At 35.2% G+C, this 20,488-nt stretch carries 21 protein-coding genes; 9 read left to right on the top strand and 12 right to left on the bottom strand.

The features are described from left to right. Positions 1 to 18 precede the first annotated feature (18 nt). Positions 19 to 516 carry a methylated-DNA--[protein]-cysteine S-methyltransferase gene (locus RST01_RS13465; protein ID WP_147197529.1) on the bottom strand — a complete coding sequence of 166 codons (498 nt, stop codon included), beginning with the start codon at positions 514 to 516 and terminating at the stop codon, positions 19 to 21. 451 nt (positions 517 to 967) lie between these two features. Between RST01_RS13465 and RST01_RS13475 the strand changes: the two genes are divergently transcribed. From RST01_RS13475 to RST01_RS13500, 6 genes are all read left to right on the top strand, one after another. Continuing rightward, positions 968 to 1,423, top strand: coding sequence for a staygreen family protein (locus RST01_RS13475; protein ID WP_147197531.1), 456 nt, complete (start codon positions 968 to 970; stop codon positions 1,421 to 1,423). Positions 1,424 to 1,802: 379 nt separating this feature from the next. Next, on the top strand, positions 1,803 to 2,342 hold the full coding sequence (locus RST01_RS13480) for a PadR family transcriptional regulator (RefSeq protein ID WP_147197533.1): 540 nt from the start codon (positions 1,803 to 1,805) through the stop codon (positions 2,340 to 2,342). Positions 2,343 to 2,352: 10 nt separating this feature from the next. Further along, on the top strand, positions 2,353 to 2,823 hold the full coding sequence (locus RST01_RS13485; protein ID WP_147197535.1) for a DUF4188 domain-containing protein: 471 nt from the start codon (positions 2,353 to 2,355) through the stop codon (positions 2,821 to 2,823). A gap of 241 nt (positions 2,824 to 3,064) precedes the next feature. Next, the gene (locus RST01_RS13490; protein ID WP_184117590.1) at positions 3,065 to 3,256 is read left to right on the top strand and encodes a PLD nuclease N-terminal domain-containing protein; all 192 of its coding nucleotides are present in this window, start codon (positions 3,065 to 3,067) and stop codon (positions 3,254 to 3,256) included. After that, the gene (locus RST01_RS13495; RefSeq protein ID WP_147197537.1) at positions 3,253 to 4,137 is read left to right on the top strand and encodes an ABC transporter ATP-binding protein; all 885 of its coding nucleotides are present in this window, start codon (positions 3,253 to 3,255) and stop codon (positions 4,135 to 4,137) included. The genes RST01_RS13490 and RST01_RS13495 overlap by 4 nt, the downstream gene beginning before the upstream one ends. After that, positions 4,134 to 4,913 carry an ABC transporter permease gene (locus RST01_RS13500; RefSeq protein WP_147197538.1) on the top strand — a complete coding sequence of 260 codons (780 nt, stop codon included), beginning with the start codon at positions 4,134 to 4,136 and terminating at the stop codon, positions 4,911 to 4,913. The genes RST01_RS13495 and RST01_RS13500 overlap by 4 nt, the downstream gene beginning before the upstream one ends. A 101-nt stretch (positions 4,914 to 5,014) precedes the next feature. Here RST01_RS13500 and RST01_RS13505 read toward each other — a convergent pair whose 3' ends face one another. The 7 genes from RST01_RS13505 to yeiL form a co-directional block, all read right to left on the bottom strand. Continuing rightward, on the bottom strand, positions 5,015 to 5,707 hold the full coding sequence (locus tag RST01_RS13505; protein ID WP_147197540.1) for a response regulator transcription factor: 693 nt from the start codon (positions 5,705 to 5,707) through the stop codon (positions 5,015 to 5,017). Between the two features lie 18 nt (positions 5,708 to 5,725). Next, a complete protein-coding gene (locus RST01_RS16130; RefSeq protein ID WP_221298011.1) occupies positions 5,726 to 6,277 on the bottom strand; it encodes a sensor histidine kinase in 552 nt (183 codons plus the stop codon). After that, positions 6,258 to 7,178 (bottom strand): histidine kinase dimerization/phospho-acceptor domain-containing protein, encoded by a 921-nt coding sequence (locus RST01_RS16135; protein WP_221298010.1) that lies wholly within the window; start codon positions 7,176 to 7,178, stop codon positions 6,258 to 6,260. Before RST01_RS16135 ends, RST01_RS16130 begins: the two co-directional genes overlap by 20 nt. A 63-nt stretch (positions 7,179 to 7,241) precedes the next feature. Next, a complete protein-coding gene (locus RST01_RS13515; protein WP_147197542.1) occupies positions 7,242 to 8,207 on the bottom strand; it encodes a DUF4822 domain-containing protein in 966 nt (321 codons plus the stop codon). A gap of 208 nt (positions 8,208 to 8,415) precedes the next feature. Beyond that, positions 8,416 to 9,396 (bottom strand): sensor domain-containing diguanylate cyclase, encoded by a 981-nt coding sequence (locus RST01_RS13520; protein ID WP_147197544.1) that lies wholly within the window; start codon positions 9,394 to 9,396, stop codon positions 8,416 to 8,418. Between the two features lie 20 nt (positions 9,397 to 9,416). Continuing rightward, entirely contained in the window at positions 9,417 to 10,217 is an 801-nt protein-coding gene (locus tag RST01_RS13525; RefSeq protein WP_147197546.1) for an alpha/beta fold hydrolase, read from the bottom strand. 161 nt (positions 10,218 to 10,378) lie between these two features. Then, a complete protein-coding gene (gene yeiL / locus RST01_RS13530) occupies positions 10,379 to 11,050 on the bottom strand; it encodes a transcriptional regulator YeiL (protein WP_147197548.1) in 672 nt (223 codons plus the stop codon). Positions 11,051 to 11,131: 81 nt separating this feature from the next. Here yeiL and RST01_RS13535 point away from each other — a divergent pair, with 81 nt between their 5' ends. Then, positions 11,132 to 12,298: an MFS transporter gene (locus tag RST01_RS13535; RefSeq protein WP_147197550.1), complete on the top strand. Its 1,167-nt coding sequence runs from the start codon at positions 11,132 to 11,134 to the stop codon at positions 12,296 to 12,298. A 94-nt stretch (positions 12,299 to 12,392) separates the two neighbouring features. On the opposite strand, the gene RST01_RS13540 is transcribed toward RST01_RS13535, so the two are convergent. The 3 genes from RST01_RS13540 to RST01_RS13550 all read right to left on the bottom strand — a co-directional run bounded on the left by RST01_RS13540 (position 12,393) and on the right by RST01_RS13550 (position 14,985). Beyond that, positions 12,393 to 13,226 carry a hypothetical protein gene (locus RST01_RS13540; RefSeq protein WP_147197552.1) on the bottom strand — a complete coding sequence of 278 codons (834 nt, stop codon included), beginning with the start codon at positions 13,224 to 13,226 and terminating at the stop codon, positions 12,393 to 12,395. Between the two features lie 186 nt (positions 13,227 to 13,412). Next, a complete protein-coding gene (locus tag RST01_RS13545; RefSeq protein ID WP_147197554.1) occupies positions 13,413 to 14,579 on the bottom strand; it encodes an MFS transporter in 1,167 nt (388 codons plus the stop codon). A 94-nt stretch (positions 14,580 to 14,673) separates the two neighbouring features. Beyond that, the gene (locus tag RST01_RS13550; RefSeq protein ID WP_147197556.1) at positions 14,674 to 14,985 is read right to left on the bottom strand and encodes an ArsR/SmtB family transcription factor; all 312 of its coding nucleotides are present in this window, start codon (positions 14,983 to 14,985) and stop codon (positions 14,674 to 14,676) included. A 242-nt stretch (positions 14,986 to 15,227) separates the two neighbouring features. Here RST01_RS13550 and RST01_RS13555 point away from each other — a divergent pair, with 242 nt between their 5' ends. Further along, entirely contained in the window at positions 15,228 to 18,023 is a 2,796-nt protein-coding gene (locus RST01_RS13555; protein ID WP_147197558.1) for a bifunctional diguanylate cyclase/phosphodiesterase, read from the top strand. A gap of 18 nt (positions 18,024 to 18,041) precedes the next feature. After that, positions 18,042 to 19,685 carry a thiamine pyrophosphate-binding protein gene (locus RST01_RS13560; RefSeq protein WP_184117589.1) on the top strand — a complete coding sequence of 548 codons (1,644 nt, stop codon included), beginning with the start codon at positions 18,042 to 18,044 and terminating at the stop codon, positions 19,683 to 19,685. A 94-nt stretch (positions 19,686 to 19,779) separates the two neighbouring features. On the opposite strand, the gene RST01_RS13565 is transcribed toward RST01_RS13560, so the two are convergent. After that, positions 19,780 to 20,385: a hypothetical protein gene (locus tag RST01_RS13565; protein WP_147197562.1), complete on the bottom strand. Its 606-nt coding sequence runs from the start codon at positions 20,383 to 20,385 to the stop codon at positions 19,780 to 19,782. Between the last annotated feature and the right edge of the window lie 103 nt (positions 20,386 to 20,488).

Genomic DNA, 20,488 nt, shown 5'->3' on the forward strand with positions numbered 1-20,488 from the left:
TATTAATCAAATATCTCTTTATTCATTATTTCCCTGTTCTTCAAAATAAGTGTGCTCATGCTGAAGCAGCCATTCTTTTCTCCATTGCCCTCCTGCATAACCAGTTAATTTCCCATTAGAACCGATCACTCTGTGACAAGGAAGGACAATACTTAGCCTATTTTTTCCATTTGCGTTTCCTACAGCGCGAGTAGCTTTTTCATTCCCTATGGATATGGCAATATACTTGTAGGATCTTTTTTCTGCATAGGGAATTTCTTTTAGCGCCTCCCATACTGTCCTTTGAAAGTCAGTTCCTTCTAATGCATAGGGAAAAGAAAAATTCCGACGATATCCTTTAAAATACTCATCTAACTGGGTGTAGCAAGCTTTTACAACAGATGGTGTTTCCTCTAATAAAAATTTTTCTGTGATATCCTCTTCAGAAAATAAAATGGAATAGATCGCTTCATTCGTGCCAATTATTTCAATTAATCCAATTGGTGATTTGTAATACATTTTATAAGTCTTCATCATATAAGGACCTCCAAAGAAAAAGGTAGCGTACGCCTGCCACCCTTTCCAATCTGCTACCAATACTTCCATAATGGGTTTACGACGAAATGTCGAACTGGCTAAACGATTAAGCAACGCATTGACGAAAGTTTAAACCACTTTTGGATGTTTCTCAACATTGGCTGTTTAAGAAAGTAAACCTTCCATAGAACGCCAATACTGACCCATGATGGTCGTTCTAAAACCAAAATAGGTTTCCATGGAAATAAACCCTAATTCTTCTTAAGTAAGTAGTGGAAATTATAAATCAATTTATGGGAATTTGCCTCTTTTGGTTTGGGGAATGCGTTAAAACATATACCTGTTTCTGAATATCGTCATTCTGCTCCACAACGACTTAATCATTTGTATTTGGAATAACAACACTATAAAAACTGCATAAAATGATAAAAAACAATGGGAGTTGACTACTTTGACCAAATTTTCTCCTGAAAAATTATCCGTAGAATACAGAGATGCGATAACATCTGTGGAGCCCCTAATTTCAAGACGTTATACGCTAACTCACTCGGATTTAACTGGAGATCTATTTTTAACCATTGGTAATCATTATGCATGGGATAAGGTCACCTCTATGCGAGATGAAGTATTGGGTGAATGGAAAGAAAATAGTAGTTTCTTATACTATTGTGTGTATGTTTATATTGACCAAGAGCCATTTAATCAACTTATCTCAGCGAAACGCTATGAAGTATTTAGACGTGAATTGCCCCTTGCATTAACCGCTATTCGTTATGGCGACAATCTTCTTTTTCAGAACTACCCCATACTTGATCAAGCAACCATAGTGGTTAACTTTGTGTCAGCCTATCCCCCATTTGCCAGACAAGAAAATTGGGGGATGTTTCATAATTATTCCGTAAAATAAATCACTAGGCTGCTGAGTAATTAAATTAAGAAATTCCTTTCTCCTAACCATTAATTATTCAGTAGTCTTTGAATTAAATGACTGATAGCTTTATATAATTCTTTTTCAGTTAGAGTCTAACCCTGCCCTTACAGCATCCTAAGAAAGTGCTCCATTCGTTTACACAAGGGAAAATTTGCAGAAATATACGAGAGGCACTCTCTCGCTGTTACGGCATGTTTTTTCAGATTTTTTGGTCCCCAAAGCTAGTAAGATCTTTAAAGTTCCTAAAAATACATACATGTTCTCTACAAAGACACTTCATATGGAGTGGATTCTTTTCATAAAGTAAAGTATCATATATCAAAATGATATATATCTTTTAGTTAGGATGGTCACATTGAAAAATTACAATCATACAACCTATTCCATTCTTGGAATTTTAACTACAGAATGCCGTACTGGCTATGCTATTAAGCAGCTAATTGACGAGAGTTTAAACCACTTTTGGAAAATTAGTTATGGCCAAATCTATCCGACATTAAAGATGATTGTCCAAGATGGATTAGCAGAAGTCCATACGTCGACTCAAAAAGGCAAGCCTGATCGTAATGAATATTTCCTTACGCCAAAAGGAAGGAATGCTTTAAAAACTTGGTTGGAAGAGCCGGTTGAACAAATTCCGGTTGAACGAAATGAGATTTTACTTAAACTGTTTTTTGGAAGTTATCAATCAAAAGAATCTACTATTTCCCTAATCGAAGAGTATAAGCAAAAATTAGAGGCTCGTTATGAAACATATAAAAATATTGAACATACCATTTCTACCTACAACAATGATGCTTCTCAATATTGGCTGTTTACATTAGATTACGGAAAAAGGATAACAATGGCCGCCATTGAGTGGTGCACCTCCACTCTTAATCAAATATCAGTTTAGGGGGAATAAAATGGCTAAGAAAATTTATACAGGGCGTTATACAACGGCAAATGACGAGGATATTGTTGTTTTTATTATTGGCATGAGGGTCAACAAGCGATTAGCCTTTCACAAATGGCTTCCTGTATTTAAGGCTATGCCTGGGATGGTTAAAGAGCTGTATGTGAACAAAGAAGAATTAGGTTTTCTTTCAATGGAAACCTATTTTGGCCTTAGAACAACCATTATGGTCCAGTATTGGCGCTCTATTGATGATTTACTTTCTTATTCAAAAAACAATCTACATCTAAAAGCATGGAAAAATTTCAATCAAAAAGTCGGAAACAATGATGCAGTGGGAATTTATCATGAAACATATAGAGTATGTAGTGGTAACTATGAGTCGATTTATGGAAATATGCCTCTCTATGGATTAGGAAAGGCATTAAAACATATCTCTGTTTCTGAAAGCCAGAACTCTGCTCGTAAACGACTTAAATAAGCTTAATCCTCTCTTTTGTTTTGTGATTTAGAGCAAATAATTCTACATTTACATTCCCCTACCTATCAAACTGATTTAATAGATACAATACGTTCAAATATTCTGTTATTATCCAATTAGAAGAACAATATGTAAAGTCAGCAAAAGCCCCAAAAAAGGAATTTTTAATGGATTCGAATGATACTTTAATTTAGGGGATCTATAATTAATTCCTAATTTAAAAAGTAGAGGTGAATTTATAGTGATAGATATTAATTGGGCGTTAGTCGCCCCACTCCTTGTTATTCAGTTTATATTATTTATTGTTGCATTAATTGATTTGATACGCATTCATGAGACGAACGGTCCAAAATGGGTTTGGGCTATTGTCATCATATTCCTCAATACGATTGGACCAATCTGTTACTTTATTTTTGGGAGAAAAACTTCATGATTAGAATTGAACATCTTACGAAGGTTTTTGGTGGAGAAAAAGTAGTAGATGATTTGTCTTTCGTACTTGAAGCAGGGACTTCCACTGCATTAATTGGTCCAAATGGAGCTGGAAAAACGACTACTTTATCCATGCTCACGGGCTTACTAAAACCAACCAATGGATCTATTAGAATGAATGATACCCAAGATATCCGAAAAGAAATTGGCTTTTTGCCTCAATACCCTAACTTTTATCCTTGGTTAACGGCATTAGAGTTTACCGAGATGACTGGAAAGCTAAACGGTGTACCATCTAGGGATGCAAAAAAACAGGCAGAAAGAGTGTTGGATTTCGTTGGATTAACGAACGATAGATCAAAGAAAACGTCCACATTTTCAGGTGGTATGAAACAACGGCTTGGTATTGCTCAAGCCATCGTCCACAAACCAAAGCTCCTCATATTAGACGAACCTGTATCCGCTCTTGATCCGGTTGGGAGACGGGAAGTTATAAATCTATTAAAACAATTGCAGCAACATTCAACGATTTTGTATTCTACTCACATCTTAAATGATGCAGAGGAAATGACAGACCAGCTGCTCTTCTTAAAAAAGGGGCAATTAGTAGAGCAAGGTTCCTTGAAGGATATACGTACGAAATTTGATTCATTCCGTTATAAGATTCAATTTACAAGTAAAGAAGAGGCATCACTCTTTGCCACACAATCACAGCTACCAACCACAGTAGAGGAATCTTATGCTTTTATAGAAATAAAAGATGGCTTTCCAACGATGCAAGAGCTCATGTCCCAACTTATTGTTCTGCCATTTTCTATATTAAAAGTGGAACGAGTGACGATGACATTAGAGGAAATTTTTATGAAGGTGGTTGGACAATGAAGACTTTCATTATACTACTTCAAAAAGAATTTCGTGAAAGCTGGAGAAGCTTCAAGTTCTTGTGGATGCCGCTACTATTTATTTTGCTAGGAATTACAGATCCATTAACAAATTATTATATGGAAGACATTTTAAATGCTGTCGGCAATATGCCCGATGGATTCTCTCTTTCACTACCAGACTTTGTACCAATTGATATTCTGATGGCTTCTACTGGTCAATTCCAATCGATAGGCCTTATCGTGTTTGTCATTACAATAGCAGGGATGATTAACCGTGAAAGACAAAACGGTACAGCAACCCTTATATACGTGAGACCTATTTCTTTTTTTGCTTTATTTATGAGTAAATGGGTTGTAGGAAGCTTACTAGGCATTCTAAGTGTTAGCTTAGGCTATGCTGGCAGTATGTACTATACAGCTATTTTATATGGATCAGTTGATACTATGTCCTTTATTCAAATGGTTATGTCCTATTGTGTATGGATTGTATTTGCCACAGCTGTTGCGCTAATGTTTAGCGCTATATTTAAGACAGCGTTCGCAACAACCTTCACCATTATTGTCATCCCATTTGGTGTTATGATCGATTCATTGATTGGCCAATACTGGCATTTCTCACCATGGAAATTAGCAAATTACAGCGTACAGTTACTATCTGATACGCATAATGAATATTATATAAAAACCTTGCTGTTAACCATTATTCTATTAATTTTAGCTATAATAATCGGTATCCTATTTACGCGAAAAAATGCCGGAACAACGAAAATTTAACTTGTGAAAATGAAAAATATTTCACATTATTATCTGATAATAAAAAACTGCCTCTCATACTTAGTGGGCAGTTTTTTATTTTCTTGAATACAACAATATTTTCAACTATTAAAGCGATATCCGCTGCCCCAAATTGTCTCGATCGGCAGCTCGGATAGTTTCGCTTTTTTCAATTTATCTCGTATTCGTCCAACATGGACAACAACTGTAAAAACATCTCCATCTAAATCGTCCATATACCATAATTGACGGAAAAGCTGTTCCTTTGTCCAAACGCGATTTGGATGGTCCATAAAGAACGCGAGCAAATCAAATTCCTTCGTTGTAAAAATAACTTCCTGATCTAACACAAATACTTTCCGTGCAGCTTTATCAACTATAATATTTTTCATCTCTAAATAATCCTGTGTTTGTCCAGTACCTGTCAACTGCTTATAACGTTTACTATGAGCTTGTACACGCGCGACAAACTCGCTCGGGCTGAATGGTTTCGTTATATAATCATCAGCGCCTAAACCAAGCCCCCTGATCTTATCAATATCTTCCTTTTTTGCAGACACAATTATAAGTGGTATATCTTTCTTTTCACGAATACGTCGACAAATTTCAAAACCATTCATAGAGGGGAGCATCAAATCAACGACAACTAAATCAAAAGGCTCGTTTAATGCTCGATTCATCCCCTCAAAACCGTCTGTCACGATATCTGCTTGTATTTGATTAATTTCTAAATAATCTCTCTGTAATTCTGCAATACTGATATCATCCTCGATGATTAATATACGAGTTGGCACGAGTCATTGACACTTCCTTTAAGCCTTTTTCAAGATTATTGTCACTGTTGTACCATAATCTAGCTTGCTTTGAATTTTTACACGGCCATTGTGCTTGGCAACGATCTGCTTTACAATGGCAAGCCCCAGACCACTTCCGCCTGTCGTTGAGGTACGTGCTTCTTCACCACGATAAAAATGATCAAATACATATGGGAGCTTGGATTCCGGAATTCCTTGCCCGTTATCCCTTACTTTAATTTCAACTAGATCATCCACGACTATTACTTCTAAAATTATATATAATAGTTCATTTTGCTTTTTAAATTTCATACTATTTTCTATTAAATTAATAATGGCCCGATTCATCTGCATTCGATCAATATAAACATACACATCCTCCTCTACGTTCAACTCTAAATGAACTTCTTGATTATATAGCTGGAACTCCTCCACGATATGTGTAAGGAACTTTGTAAGCTGTATACGCTCAAAGTAGAACTGAATGGCCTCTGCATCAAACTTTGAATAAAGGAAAAGTTCTTCAATTAATCTATTCAATGCAATTGATTTAGAATGGATGGTCCTCAAATACTTTTCTCGCTTTTTCAGGTGTTTCAGCAACACCCTCCTGTAAACCTTCAACATAACCAATAATGGTGGTAATCGGTGTTTTTAAATCATGAGAAATACTGGCTATTAGGTCTTTACGATTTTTTTCAAGATTACGCTGCTCCTGGATAGAATCTAAAAGTGCTAACCGCATACTCTCAAAGTTGGAGGTCAGTTCATGTACCTCCTTTGCTGTCTTTGGAGGTAATGCTGGTGCCTCAATCATTAAATCTCCTTCTCGAATTTCAGACATGGTCCGTCCTAAATTTTCTAGTGGCTTAATAATTGTCTTATTTAAAAACTGATTTAAAAAGAGCATTGCCGTGATAGCTACAAGAAAGATGAAGAGAATAATAATAATTCCCCATTTTGTCAGGAAATCTAAAAAGCTATTTTCTTTCTTTAACACTAAAACGCTGCCCTTCGACTTATCGCTATAAAAAAAATCATACTTAATATAACGGTAGAGTCCACCTGCATTATCTATTGTGCCCTTTGTCTCAATATTATTCTTATCAAAAGACGGGAAATGTACAACAAGAGACCTTTCTACTAGTCCCCTTGAATAATATACTATTTCCTTTTCATGCCGGATGACAACGCCAAGTGACTTCAGCTCAATCTGTTGCAATCTTTTTTGGATATCCTGCTCTAAAAGATTGTCTGGATCCATCTTAGCAATATTCCGTAGTTCTACATAAGCAAGCCCCTCATCCGGACTCAAAGAACGCTGCTTCGTAAAAGTCTGGTACAATGTTTTAGGTGTGGGAATAGATCCTGTTGTGACATAAAAGACAATGCATAGAATAGAGAGAATTGTGACACTCGCAATCACAATACCGCCAATATATGAAGTTAAAAATCTACTTTTTATTGTCATTATCCATCTCCTTTCCTCAATTTATAAAGGAGATTCCTCCCTTTTTCAAGGAAGGAGCTATAGTTAAAAACTAAATGATGGGTTTAAATCTCCCTTATATGGCTCATGCTCCACAAAGATGGTGATATCTTTGCCATTTGCATCTTTACCTGCACGCTTATAAGTAAACTTGCCATCATTTAATTCAGTAAGTTCTAAGGCAGCACCGTATTTATTATCGCCTATTGATACATGCGCACGGATTTTATTATGGTTAATGACATCAAAGTAACCGTAGTCTCCACGACTTTCTCCTGTTTCTTTATTAAAGAATTCATATTTGTTCGTGTCCTCTTCAAACTTTGCCACACTTAAAAAGTTCGTATTATACTTTGAGACATCATTTCCATCCTCATCAAGCACCTTAGTTCCTTGCCATAACGTTTCACCAAGAATTTTATCCCCATCTATACGAGTATTAATATCTCCAATAGAAGTAGTTAGCTTTTGATCTGCTTTAGAGAACGCTAAATCATTTTTATCATATGGTATATGCTCTACAAATACTTCTATATCATTACCTTTCGTATCTTTGCCCATACGTTTGTACGTGAAAATCTTCTGATCTAATTCAGTTATTTCAACAACGGCTTGATATTTCATCGTATCTGAAATTAAAATGCGTTTCTGGCCATCATTTGTGACAAAGAATGTACCCTCGTCGCCTCGTGTTTTGCCTGTTTTCGCATCAAAAAACTCGTAACGTCCTTTCTCTGCATCGTATTTTGCTAAACCAATAAAACCCGAATTCTCCTTAGTTAAGTCATTTTTATCTTTATCATAAACACGAGTACCTTGCCAATTTGTACTACTTAATATGCTCGCCATTTCTTGCCCCTTTGAAAGTGGCTGTTCAGCGTTTTTGGCTTCCGCCTGCTCATTTTGTACCGCTGATTTGTTGGTCTCATTTTTAGTTGTATCATTGCATGCTGCTAATAATGTAACTGAGCTAAGAATAGCAAGTGTAGTGAATTTGAATTTGTTATTCATAAAGTATTCTCTCCCTTATCGTTTTCTTATACTCAGTATGGACATTAGTTCTAAACTGTATATATCGCAAATATAAACAAAATATAAATTCGTAAAAAACACGCAATGCTTTATATAGGTAAGTTTTTTAGAATAATAAAAAGGTATATGAAAAATTCCATATACCTTTAATAATTGGTGTTATGTCTCACCTAATGTTTTTACCACATTAAGATAAATCCCTATAATGAGTCGCTCGGTTTCGCCCCATTTTCTTAGAAGAATAGAGAGCTTGGTCTGCATTTTCTATGATCGATTCTTCTGTATCCTTATTAGTAAAGGTGGCTGCTCCAATACTGATTGTTAAACTCCCAACCTCTTTCCACTCCGCTTGTTCAACCTTTTGATTCATATTCCGAGAAATACTTATCGCTTCTACTACATCCGTATTTGGCAGAATGATTGTAAATTCTTCACCGCCAAAACGAGCAGGAATATCTGCGGTTCTCACCTGGCTTTTTAGGATATTTGCTAGTTTTATAAGTACCATATCACCTATATGGTGTCCATACGTATCATTCACCTTTTTAAAATGATCAATATCAATAATAAGTAGGGAGAATACTTTTTGTTCTTTGTGGTAACAGTCAATCTGCTCCTCCAGTTTTTGCTGAAAGAATCTTCTGTTAGGAATGCCTGTAAGCTTATCTGTATTTGATATTTCAACTAATCCTGAATTAATCTCCATTAATTCAATCTGTTTCTTTTCTATTTCACGATAAATTTGTTCTAGTTTTGCAAAAGCTTCGTTCTTTTCTATATAGGCCTCTTCCATTTGCTTTTTAGTCTTACGTAATTCTAGTTCATAATCAATCCGCTTTTTCATTTGAACAAATATACAGTCAATCATTTCAACACTATCTTGTTCCACATGTCTTGCATTCATTAAATAAGGAATAGATTCGCCGTTTTGATTTCTAAGATTGATGAATAATTCTTCTACATATCCATGTAAATTAATATTTGGGTAAAAATAAGAATGAAAGATTAACTTATTCCCCGTCGATAAGAGCGATTCAAAGTGCTCCCCTATTAAATTTTCTTGCTTGAACCCCATCCATTCAAGAAAGGTATTATTAACCTCTGTTATATAACCATTACGGTCAATCGATATAAACCCACAAGGTGCTTCTCTTAATCTTTCATTCATAATTAATCCCCTCTGATAAATTAATTCTCTAGATACTCCATAATCATCTTAGTTGTTTCTAACGGTTGACTAATATGTGGGTAATGACCTTTTGCATCTATAATTTTAAGCGTACTATTTGGCAAATGTTGATTTAAATATTCGCCTACTTCTTTTGGTACAATGCTATCCTCAGAGCATTGAATAATTAATGTAGGTACATCTAATAAGTCTAAGCTAGAACGGTAATCTGAATAGAATGTAACCTCTGCAAACTCCCTCGCTACACGTGAATTCGTTGAAACAAAGCTACTTTCCAGTTCTTTAGTTAGCTCTGAATCATTCGACTGATCCATAGCTAAAGGAGCCATATAGCTTGCCCAGCCAGCAAAATTCATTTCCATCATCGCAAGTATTTCATTAATATCACTTCGTTCAAATCCACCAATATATCCGTCTGAATCATTTAAATAACAAGGAGAAGGCGCAATCATAATCAGTTTATCGAAGTAATCTGGTCGCTCAATTGCAGCCAGCATGCCAATCATTGAACTAATTGAATGTCCAATAAATAATACATGTTGAAGATTCATTTCTTCAATGATGTCTAGAACATCCCGTTTATATCCATGGAGCGTGCTATATTTTTCTGATTTATAAGCAGTGATATCCGAGTTTCCTGATCCTACATAATCAAATAAAACAATTCGATAACGATCAGCCAGGTTTGGAGTTACATATTGCCACATGCTCTGGTCACAACCAAATCCGTGTGCAAGAATAATCGTTTGCTCTCCCTGCCCTATAACCTTCACATTATTTCGATTCATCACATTATGCATAACAAGCGCTTCCTTTCTACTTTTCCTATTTTCATTTTAACGAGTACACTTTAAATATCTAGTGAAATTTCCCATTTAACCTCTATTTAACCATTGTACTGGATAATTCAATTAATAAAAATACAGTCCAAGCAATTTACTGGGACTGTATGAAATGTTTATTACATATTTTTTAACATACCTGCAAGATTATATAAAGATTGAGGCCTGGTAATTTGGTAGTGTCTTCCACGCTTTTGTAAATAGCCTTTATCACAGAATTGTGTTAATACATGCAATAAGTGACGATAGGATACACCTAAATAATCACAAACTGTTATGTGCCTCTCTTTATATATCCCTTCATCAGCTGTTTGTAAAATGAAATCTGCTAGTCTATTTTCAAGCGGAAAAGCCAGGCTCTGTGAATACCTCGTTGCCATAATAGTTGCCTTAATACTTAAAAACTTGGTTAATTCACGTAGAAACTTTGCGTCTTCTAACAATTGGGTACCACAATGATGAATGGGAATAGCAAAACAAATGGTCTTAGTTAAGGCCTGAATCCCTTTTGTATAGTACACCTCGTTTAATAATTCCATTTCTCCAATATAATCATGAGTGTTGATAAAATTAATTAAGGATACTTTCCCATTTTGATGTGTTACATAAATTTTGCCCTTTCCTTCAATAACATAAAACAGAAAATTGGATCTCGTTCCTTCTTGTATTATCCATTCATCTCGCTCATACTGGTGTACCTCAATAAACTCCTCCACTGGAAAGGAAAACAAATGCGCAATTGAGTACTTCCTCATATATTGTTGTTTTTTCTCATCCTTGTAAGTTTCCATCTTGCACCTCAAAAATATGAGATATCTCATATTATTCTCTCTTCACTCCATGATACCATGCAAACAATGGAGGGAAATAAAATGAACACACATCACACACATCGCTGGATGAGCATGCAATATTTTAGTTTTTTCATGACATGGGGGATTTTTCTGCCCTATTGGACGGGATGGTTGATTCATGCCAAAGGAATGACCATCCCTCAAGCTAGTTTGATTATGAGTGTGGGTCTAGTTGCCAGAGGCCTTTCTACACTATTTGCATTTCCTTATTTGTCAGAGAAATATAGTATTAAAACCTTATTAAATGGAGCAGGGATTGGAACACTGATTGCCATACTGTTTTATATTCCATCCAGCTCCTTTACAAGCTTACTTATAGTTACATTAATATTTCACTTCTTTTATCCAGCTTTGATGCCTACCTTGGATAGCGCTGCTGGCGTGCTTATACAAAGTAATCAGTTAAAAGATTATGGAAAGAGCCGTCAGTGGGGATCTATTGCCTTTATCTTGGCTGGCATGCTTTTATCTGTCTTTACAGGGTCACTTGGAGATAAAGTTATTTTATGGGGATTCTTACTTGGTGCTGTGGTATTGATATGTCTTGGTTTCACACGTGCTCCCGCAATTCTATCTGTAAAGCCAACGGTAGATCTAATGCAAAAGGGTGGAATGCTAAAATTATTCCGTATTAAGTACTTTAGTTTAGTACTAATTATCGTCATCTTACTGCAAGCAGCACATGCATCCTATTACAGTTATGGTTATCTCTTTTTACAAGAAATACATGCACCCAAGTTTTTAATAGGTACTATTATTAATATCTCCGTTATAGCAGAAGTCATCTTTTTTTCCATAGCTGATCGAAAGTTTCAAACATTCTCAGTGGGTTCGTTATTAGCTATAGCAGCGGTGGGTTCTACCATTCGTTGGGTATTCGTATTTGTCTTTCCAAATGTAATCGTTTTTAGTATTGCACAGGCTCTGCATGCTTTTTCATTTGCTATGGCGCATTATGCGTTTATGAAATACCAAATAAAAAACATTTCACCTACAATGATTTCGAAAGCTCAAGGCATTTATTCAGCTTTAGCCCTTAGTTGGAGTACTGCTGTATTTACTGTATTTGGCGGTTATTTATACGAAATTGAGCCAAGATATGCCTTTCTCGGCATGATTGTTTGTACTATCCCTGCTATGATACTCGCGCTTTTATACCGAAAACTAGAAATAAACAATTCATAAAAAAAATAAGCAAAGGAGATAATCCAATGCTTATTTTCCTTCTCAAATCAGCTTAAAGATCTCTATATAGTTAGTGTTATTTAATAGTTGTTATTTATTCTTTAAGCAATTTAAACTTCTCATAACTCTGTTTAAATTCTTTTTCAGTTACAGCATGAAATCGCAGTTGTTCACCGGTTATCCAAAATAAAAGGTCTAAGCCAGTTGCATCCTTAAGAAAATACCCATCCAGTTTTGTATATTTTCCGTTTACTTTAGGAAAGAACTCAACCATTTTTCCGTCTGTTATCCCATTCATCACATAACGGGTTTCCTTATAGGGTTTATTAGAGTCACCATTAGCATTCATAACAAGAAGTGACCCAGACAATTCTCCTCCAGATAGTACCTCATCAACTTTTAGAAAGAGCTGATATGTTCCATGTTCCTCAGCATAAAGATAGCCATAATTTCGTTTCAGTGCAACCGTAAATTGTTTCCAACGCGTCTTTTCCACATATTCCGTATTATATTCCCTATTTGCCTCTACAGATGTAGCAAGCTCCTCTTGGCTAACACCCCTGTATAAATGGCTACTCTTTTCGCCTCTTTTTTGTACCAGCAGATTAGATTTAGAAGGCTTTATATCAAACACCAGAACATTCCCATATTTATTCACCTTCAATTCAAACCCTTCTTCGGTTTCCTTTCCAGTGACAGAGAATGTTTCTTTTTCTTTGATTTTCTGTTGATGATATTCACCTTTCACTTTTCCATTTCGACTAGTCAGTTCAAACCAAGAAAGGACATCGTTATCATCGTATACAAACGCATCAAATTGATTAAGTAATACCTGTCGCTCCTTAATCTCTAAAGCAAACCACCAAAGTGCTAGCCCAACAAGCAGAAATATTACCGCTACAATTCCCCAATTTTTGAACTTCCTCATTTTGCCCTCCCCTAGATTAGCCTTAGCCTGCAAAACAAGATCGGTCTATCTTATGTAAGACTTCAAGATTATTTGTTAGAAGTCCTGCAAAGCAAGTTGTTCTTATCTTTCATTTTTAGGAATTCATACTAGATAAATGTTCAATTTATGAGTAAATGATTTGTACATAGCCTAGCTCTTAGCTTCTTATTCTGCTGGTAAATTAATTCTGAAGTACTTTATTTTTATTGTTATCAATAATAAAGAAAGAAGCGTGAATAGGAAGCCACTCCAAATCAGCTGGTGAATTCCTAATTTAGAAATAAACCAGCCTCCAATAGTCGTTCCTAAAGTAATTCCAAGGTTTGAAAACGAGACGAATAAACTGTTTCCAAATTCCGGCGATTCCTTTGCTTCATTCATTAACCAAGCTTGGCTTACGATTAATCCACCAGAATGAATGATCCCCCAAATAAATATCATAAAAATCATGGGAACTAAATAAGAGCCTAAATAATATAGCAATATATAAATAATTAAATATGCACCTAGGAATGATACGATGGTATTCACAATACTTCTTTGTAAAAATACTCCGAATAAATGATTGCCAACAATCATAATTAACCCAAATATGAGTAACATGATACTGATTAGAGAACCATTCATGTTTGATACTCTTGCAAGGTACTCAGCAAAGTAACTATAAACTGAAAACATGGCTGCAAAAATAAATACAACTGCTATTATGTTTAACCACAATCCAGGCTTACGTAATATACCTATCTGTTTTCCAAAGGACATTTTTTTTGTAACTGGCATAGAAGGAAGCAAAGTAGCTATTCCTATAAAAGCAAGAGCGTTTACAATTGCTCCAAACAAAAAAGCAACTTCTAATGAAAACTGTTCTGCAAGATAAGATGTTAATGGTACACCAAAAGCAAAACCAACGGTAATTCCCATGAAAACCTTCGTGATGGCTTGTCCACTTTTTTCAGGTGGGACAAGAGAAGCGGCAGTAACAAGTGCTATCGAAAAGAACAGGGGGTGAAGCGCTGCAGGTAGAATACGAAAAATGAGCATAATTTCAAACTGGGTTGTAAAAGCATAAATAACATTAGAAATAACGAACATAAATATGGCTGTCAGTAAAAGTAACTTACGGTTAATTCCAGAGACTATTACTATAAGAAATGGCCCAGAGATTGCAACAACTAGCGCAAATATACTTACTAATAAGCCCGCCTGTGAAGTGGAAATTGCAAATTTTTTCGCTATTTGTGGTAACACCCCGACAATACTCATTTCTGTTGTAATGATTCCAAATACACCTAATGCCAATGTAATGATAAGCAGAGGGCTTATTTTCTTCATGAATATCAAACTCCATTCTTAATTATAAATTTATTCATCTATATATCTAAAAAAATAGATGTATTAGCTTAAAAAAAGAAACCCTCCCCTCTTTTTATAATTTAGTTTGAACATAATCGGCAAATTCTTTGATTGTTTTTTCATTCCGACGATAATACGTCCACTTCCCAATTCGTTCGGATTCTAATAATCCTGCCTTTTTCATTGTTAATAAATAACTAGAAATAACTGATTGGGCCATCCCAGTTTTTAATTGAATCTCTCCTACACATACGCCAACTTGAAAACTAATCCCCTGTTTTAAATAAGGCTCTTCATCAAAATAAATTTCTGGGTCTTTTAACCACAATAAAATTTGTTGTCTTGTCTCATTTGATAATGCTTTATAAATTAGTAAAGGTTCCATACCACCATTATATCTATTTTTATAGATTTGTAAATAAGTTGCGAAAGAAAAAAGACCTCAACCAATAGCTCAAACATTCTAAGTTATTTTGACTTCAGTTTATATATTTAGTTTTATGCAATTCGTTTATCTAAATATTTACAGCTTCTTTTTACTAAAAGTGGTTCAAAGTTTTATTTTCTTAAATTACTATAAGGTATAATCTTAAGTACTATATCTTTCTAAAAAGGAATGGATAATACATGAGTAAAGAACAAACAAGATACTCACGTCTTGCTAATATAACTAAAGTTATCAATATGAAGCTCGAATTACGCGAAGTATTGGAACAAGTAACCATTGCAATATCAGAGGAAATAGTCCGATGTAATTCTGTCGGCATATACTTACCTCAAGAAGATGGATCGTTTAGAGGCTTTGTAGGAAAACCGGAATATCTAAATGGATGGACCTTAGATATGCATGTCATTGATACGGATTACGATTTACTCGCAAAAGAAGTGATTGAAACCAAGAAAGCCATATACATTCCTGATACATCAAAAGATAATCGTCCTGACCCACGGGCTGTTGCAGGATTTCAAATCAAGTCTTTATTAGGTCTGCCCATTTCTTTTGAAGATGAGCTATTTGGACTGGTCTTTTTATTCGATTATGGCATACCGATGAATCTAACAGATGAAGAAATACAAACAGTCGAGGCATATGTCAATATGGCTGCTGTTGCCATACAAAATGCGAATAATCTAACGTATAAAGAACGACTCATTAAAGAAAAGCAGCTTTTGCTTGATGCGACACGAGATTTATCGATGTGTTCTTCTATGCAAGAAAGTCTTGATAAATGCTTTTTCTATTTAGCCCAAGTTTTAGATACGTATAATACAGGGGTTCACTTATTAGATCCGATAGCTGAGAAAAAGATTAAACCCGCCAAGTTAAGCAATAGGAGTGACTGGACTGAATCAGAATGGCTCAAAACACATAATAAATTTCAAATGGATCAAAGTAATGACCTGGTAATGCAAGAAGTTTTTGAAACAAGAAAAGCTATATTCATTCCCGATGTATTTAAAGATAATCGACCAAATCACGAAGTTTGTCGTAATTTTGGCATTAAAGGTCTACTCATGTTTCCTTTAATTTCAATGGGCGAGATTTTAGGACAAATCTCAATTGTAAATCTTGGCGAAGAGAAAGTCTCTTATTCAGAAAATAAAATACAATTAGCCCAATCTATTATAGATGCGACAGCCGCCACATTATCAAATCTTTTATATATGGAAAAGCAAGAGGTCATTATTGAAGAAAGAACATCTGAAGTAACAGATAAAAATCAAGAACTTGAAAGAGTTATAGCAGAATTACAGCAACTTAGTCGGGAAAAGGAGTTGATTCTCAACTCTGCAGGCGAGGGGATCTTTGGATTAGACCTTGACCGAAATATTACCTTTTGTAATCCAGCAGGTGCACACATGTTAGGTTATAAAACAGAGGACGAATTAATTGGAAAAACAGTAAATGTTATCTTTAACAATACAGAAATAAGCCGATTAAATAGTGTGGCATCTAATTTAGAAGAAAACCCGAAATACGGATTAAAAGAAGGCGAATTTTATAGAAAAGATCATTCGAGTCTTCCCGTTGAGTATGTCATCTCTCAAATAGAAGAGCGGGGTAAAATTGTTGGGGAAGTTGTCACGTTTAAAGATATTACAGAACGAAAACAATTAGAAGAAGAGATTACCTACCATGCATATTATGATAGCTTAACAGATTTGCCCAACAGAGTTCTCTTAAATGATAGATTAACGCAAGGCATCATCCATTCAAAAGAGAATGGAGAAAAATTAGCCGTATTGTACTTAGATTTGGATCGTTTTAAATATGTGAATGACTCACTTGGCCATAGCTTTGGAGATCGTTTACTTCGAGATGTTGCCAATCGTTTACGCCATTGTGTTCCGCACACAGCAACATTATCTCGTCAAGGTGGAGACGAATTTGCCATTTGTTTACCCCATATCCACAGTAAAGATGATGTCTTAAAAGTGGTTGATGATATTATCTCGACTTTTACAAAGCCTTTTAATTTGCTAGACAATGAAATATTTATTAAAGCGAGCATCGGTATTAGTTTATTTCCTGATAACGGGGATACAACAGAAACATTAATTAAAAATGCAGATACGGCCATGTACAAATCAAAAGAGACAACAGGCAGTGGTTATCATTTCTTTAGTGAAAGCATGGATGTAAGAACCTTTGAAAACATTAAGTTAGAAAATGCTTTATACAAAGCTTTAGAAAAAGATGAGCTTGTTCTCCTCTATCAACCTCAAATCAACTATAAAACGAATCAGTTAGAGGGAGTAGAAGCCTTAGTAAGATGGAATCATCCAGAACACGGTATGATTCCGCCAGAAAAATTTATTCCTATTGCTGAAGAAACAGGTCTGATTGTGCCCATCGGTGAATGGGTTCTTACTGAAGCTTGTAAGCAGATCAAGGCATGGCATAATCAAGGTTTCCAATTAAAAAGTGTGTCTGTCAATCTATCTGTTCTTCAGTTCGAGCAAAATAATTTATTCTCTATTGTCAAAAATGTATTAGAAAAAGTTAAGCTATCACCTGAGTATTTGCATCTAGAGCTCACAGAGAATCTTATTGTTAAAAATACAGAGTTAACTTTAAAAACAATGAAACAATTAAATGGATTAGGTATTAACTTAGCCATTGATGACTTTGGCACTGGTTACTCTTCTTTAGGTTACTTAAAAAAATTGCCAATTTCTACATTAAAAATCGATAAAACCTTCGTGCAAGAAATGACAGAAGACGAGGCTGCGATTACCAATACAATCATCACACTAGCTCACAATTTAAATCTTGAAGTCATTGCTGAAGGTGTCGAGACATTAGAACAAGTAGAATTTTTATCTTCTCAAAATTGTTATTTGATGCAAGGTTATTTTTTCAGTAAGCCATTAACAGCTGATCATCTATTGAAAAAATACTTTCCATATAAATCTATTTAGTCTATAAGGAGAATGAATATGAAAACAGCTCGACTTGTACTTGAATATTTAAAAGAGACCGGAGTAAAGTATATTTTTGGCATTCCAGCAGGTTCAGTTAATGCTTTTTTTGACGAACTTAATGAAGTACCAGAGATTACGCCAATTGTAACAAAACATGAGGGTGCAGCTTCATATATGGCTGCAGCATATGCAAAATATACGAATGAGTTAGCTGTAAGTATCGGTTGCAGTGGCCCTGGTGCAACAAATCTCGTGACAGGTGCTGCAAATGCAATGCGTGAACACTTACCGGTTTTATTTATTACTGGATCTGTTCCATTAAATACAATGGGGTTAAATTCTTCTCAAGAGCTGGATGCTGCGCCTATCTTTGCACCAGTTACAAAATACAGTGTATTAGTTAAAGACTCAAAAGATATTTTAAAAGAAATTGTGAAAGCATGCGAAATTGCGTTAAGTGATGTTCCGGGACCCGTTCATGTAGCGATTCCACTTGATCTACAGCATGAAGAGGCGGTTAACACTCATATACCGACTCCTGCCAAGAGAAAAGCTATGGTTCCAGATCTCAGCGTAATCAAAAATGTAGCTCAGGAATTATTAACTAGAAAAACGGGCTATATTTTCATCGGACAAGGCTCCCGTTACTCTACAGATCAAATCATTGAGTTAGCAGAAATGCTTAATTGGCCAATTCTAACAACTCCGGTGGCAAAAGGATTCATCCCAGAAAACCACCCTCTTCTAAAAGGTATTTTCGGCTTTGCTGGTCATGAAGAGCCTTCCTCTTTAATCAATGAAGGAAATGGAGAGGTATTATTAATTGTTGGATCAAGCTTAGGTGAAACAGCTACAAATAATTATAATGTGAATCTTACGAAGAACCGTTTTACTATCCAAATGGACTTTGACCAATCTGTATTTAATCGAAAATATCCGATTAACTTACCTGTTCTAGGTGATATCAACTTAAGCCTATCATATTTAATTGAGGAATTAAGAGCTGCTGGTCTTACAAGAAACACTGCTGATTTGGTTGTTCCAAATAAAGTAGGCTTTGAGGAAATGACAGAGGAATATAATACAATCAATGTACTTCTAAGCCTACAAAAATATTTACCAGCTTCCACTAGATATACAATTGATATTGGTGAGTTTATGTCTTATGTCATCCACCATATGAAGGTTCTGGATTATTCAACATTTGATATTAATGTACATTTTGGTGCTATGGGAAGCGGTATTGGTACTGCGATTGGTTCACAATTAGCAAATCCAGATCGCCCTACTGTATGCATTACAGGAGATGGTTGCTTCTTCATGCATGGTATGGAAATTTTGACTGCCAAAGAATACAATTTACCAATCCTATTTGTTGTAATGAATAATGCTCGTCTAGGCATGGTATATCATGGACATTCAATGCAATTTAAACGTACACACCCATCATTTGAGCAAGAAGCAATCAATATTAGCGCTCTTGCTACAGCCATGAATATCCCAGCTTATAGAGTAGATGACATGCAGGATCTTAACGAAGACTTACTGAATAACTTCAAGAATTTAAAGGGACCTGCTGTTTTAGAAATAGCTTTAGTCGATAATAATACTCCTCCAGTGGGCGATCGAGTGAAGTTTTTATCTTCTTTCGGAAAATAATATTCTAGAATAGTTTTCAAGAAAAACCAAAAAGCCATATAATATGGGAAGTTTCCCTTTTATATGGCTTTTTGAATTATTAAACTAAAATATCTTATAAAGTTGCGAAGGACTCTGTTACTACCTTACCAATGGCTTGCATGGTTTTCCCTTTAAAACTATCAGGAACCGCTTCACCTGTAGGATTACTATAATAATAACTACCGATTTCCTCATTATATGTATAACCTAGTTGTAATAATAATTGCTGTAGGTCCTCAGGAAGTGCCGCTGATCCTGTCTTTTCTATAAAGTAAGTGGTAGGATAAATTTTCACATCAATATCACCTATCCCAGTATGGACGACAAATAAGTCTTTTTCATGGTGAACAATCCATTGATCTTTAGAGTATAAGGATATCTTTGCGCCTTCTAAGGCTGAGATCCCTTCTAAATTAACTCCAAAAATTTTATTGATTAGCTGGCGAATAACCGGTCCTGTTTGTTTCTCATCAGACTGCTGTAGATACAAATCGATCACTTCTCTAGAAGACAATTTGCCAGGAGCAGATGTAGATCCTTCTATAGCATTATCTTTTAGTATTGGTGCCTTATCTAAATCTATTCCAAATGCTGAATCAACAGCCTCACAAATCACAGTACCACTAATTTTACCCTCGTAGGCATCAAGATACTTATCCATCATTTCAGATTTCGACATGTGCTTTCCCCCTTTTATATCACTCTAATTTAATAATGGCGAAAAAACTGAATATAACAAATATTAATATTTCATCTAAGCATTTAACATTAGTTTCATTTAT

This window comes from Rummeliibacillus stabekisii (assembly GCF_007988965.1).
Lineage (GTDB): Bacteria > Bacillota > Bacilli > Bacillales_A > Planococcaceae > Rummeliibacillus > Rummeliibacillus stabekisii.

Excerpts from the sequence above, each read along its gene's own strand:
- RST01_RS13565 (WP_147197562.1), bottom strand. The coding sequence starts at position 20,385 with ATGTCGAAATCTGAAATGATGGATAAGTATCTTGATGCCTACGAGGGT.
- RST01_RS13520 (WP_147197544.1), bottom strand. The coding sequence starts at position 9,396 with ATGAATGAAAGATTAAGAGAAGCACCTTGTGGGTTTATATCGATTGAC.
- RST01_RS13485 (WP_147197535.1), top strand. The coding sequence starts at position 2,353 with ATGGCTAAGAAAATTTATACAGGGCGTTATACAACGGCAAATGACGAG.
- RST01_RS13545 (WP_147197554.1), bottom strand. The coding sequence starts at position 14,579 with ATGAAGAAAATAAGCCCTCTGCTTATCATTACATTGGCATTAGGTGTA.
- RST01_RS13495 (WP_147197537.1), top strand. The coding sequence starts at position 3,253 with ATGATTAGAATTGAACATCTTACGAAGGTTTTTGGTGGAGAAAAAGTA.
- RST01_RS13525 (WP_147197546.1), bottom strand. The coding sequence starts at position 10,217 with ATGCATAATGTGATGAATCGAAATAATGTGAAGGTTATAGGGCAGGGA.
- RST01_RS13500 (WP_147197538.1), top strand. The coding sequence starts at position 4,134 with ATGAAGACTTTCATTATACTACTTCAAAAAGAATTTCGTGAAAGCTGG.
- RST01_RS13535 (WP_147197550.1), top strand. The coding sequence starts at position 11,132 with ATGAACACACATCACACACATCGCTGGATGAGCATGCAATATTTTAGT.
- RST01_RS13515 (WP_147197542.1), bottom strand. The coding sequence starts at position 8,207 with ATGAATAACAAATTCAAATTCACTACACTTGCTATTCTTAGCTCAGTT.
- RST01_RS16135 (WP_221298010.1), bottom strand. The coding sequence starts at position 7,178 with ATGACAATAAAAAGTAGATTTTTAACTTCATATATTGGCGGTATTGTG.
- RST01_RS13550 (WP_147197556.1), bottom strand. The coding sequence starts at position 14,985 with ATGGAACCTTTACTAATTTATAAAGCATTATCAAATGAGACAAGACAA.
- RST01_RS13465 (WP_147197529.1), bottom strand. The coding sequence starts at position 516 with ATGATGAAGACTTATAAAATGTATTACAAATCACCAATTGGATTAATT.
- RST01_RS13555 (WP_147197558.1), top strand. The coding sequence starts at position 15,228 with ATGAGTAAAGAACAAACAAGATACTCACGTCTTGCTAATATAACTAAA.
- yeiL (WP_147197548.1), bottom strand. The coding sequence starts at position 11,050 with ATGGAAACTTACAAGGATGAGAAAAAACAACAATATATGAGGAAGTAC.
- RST01_RS13560 (WP_184117589.1), top strand. The coding sequence starts at position 18,042 with ATGAAAACAGCTCGACTTGTACTTGAATATTTAAAAGAGACCGGAGTA.
- RST01_RS13540 (WP_147197552.1), bottom strand. The coding sequence starts at position 13,226 with ATGAGGAAGTTCAAAAATTGGGGAATTGTAGCGGTAATATTTCTGCTT.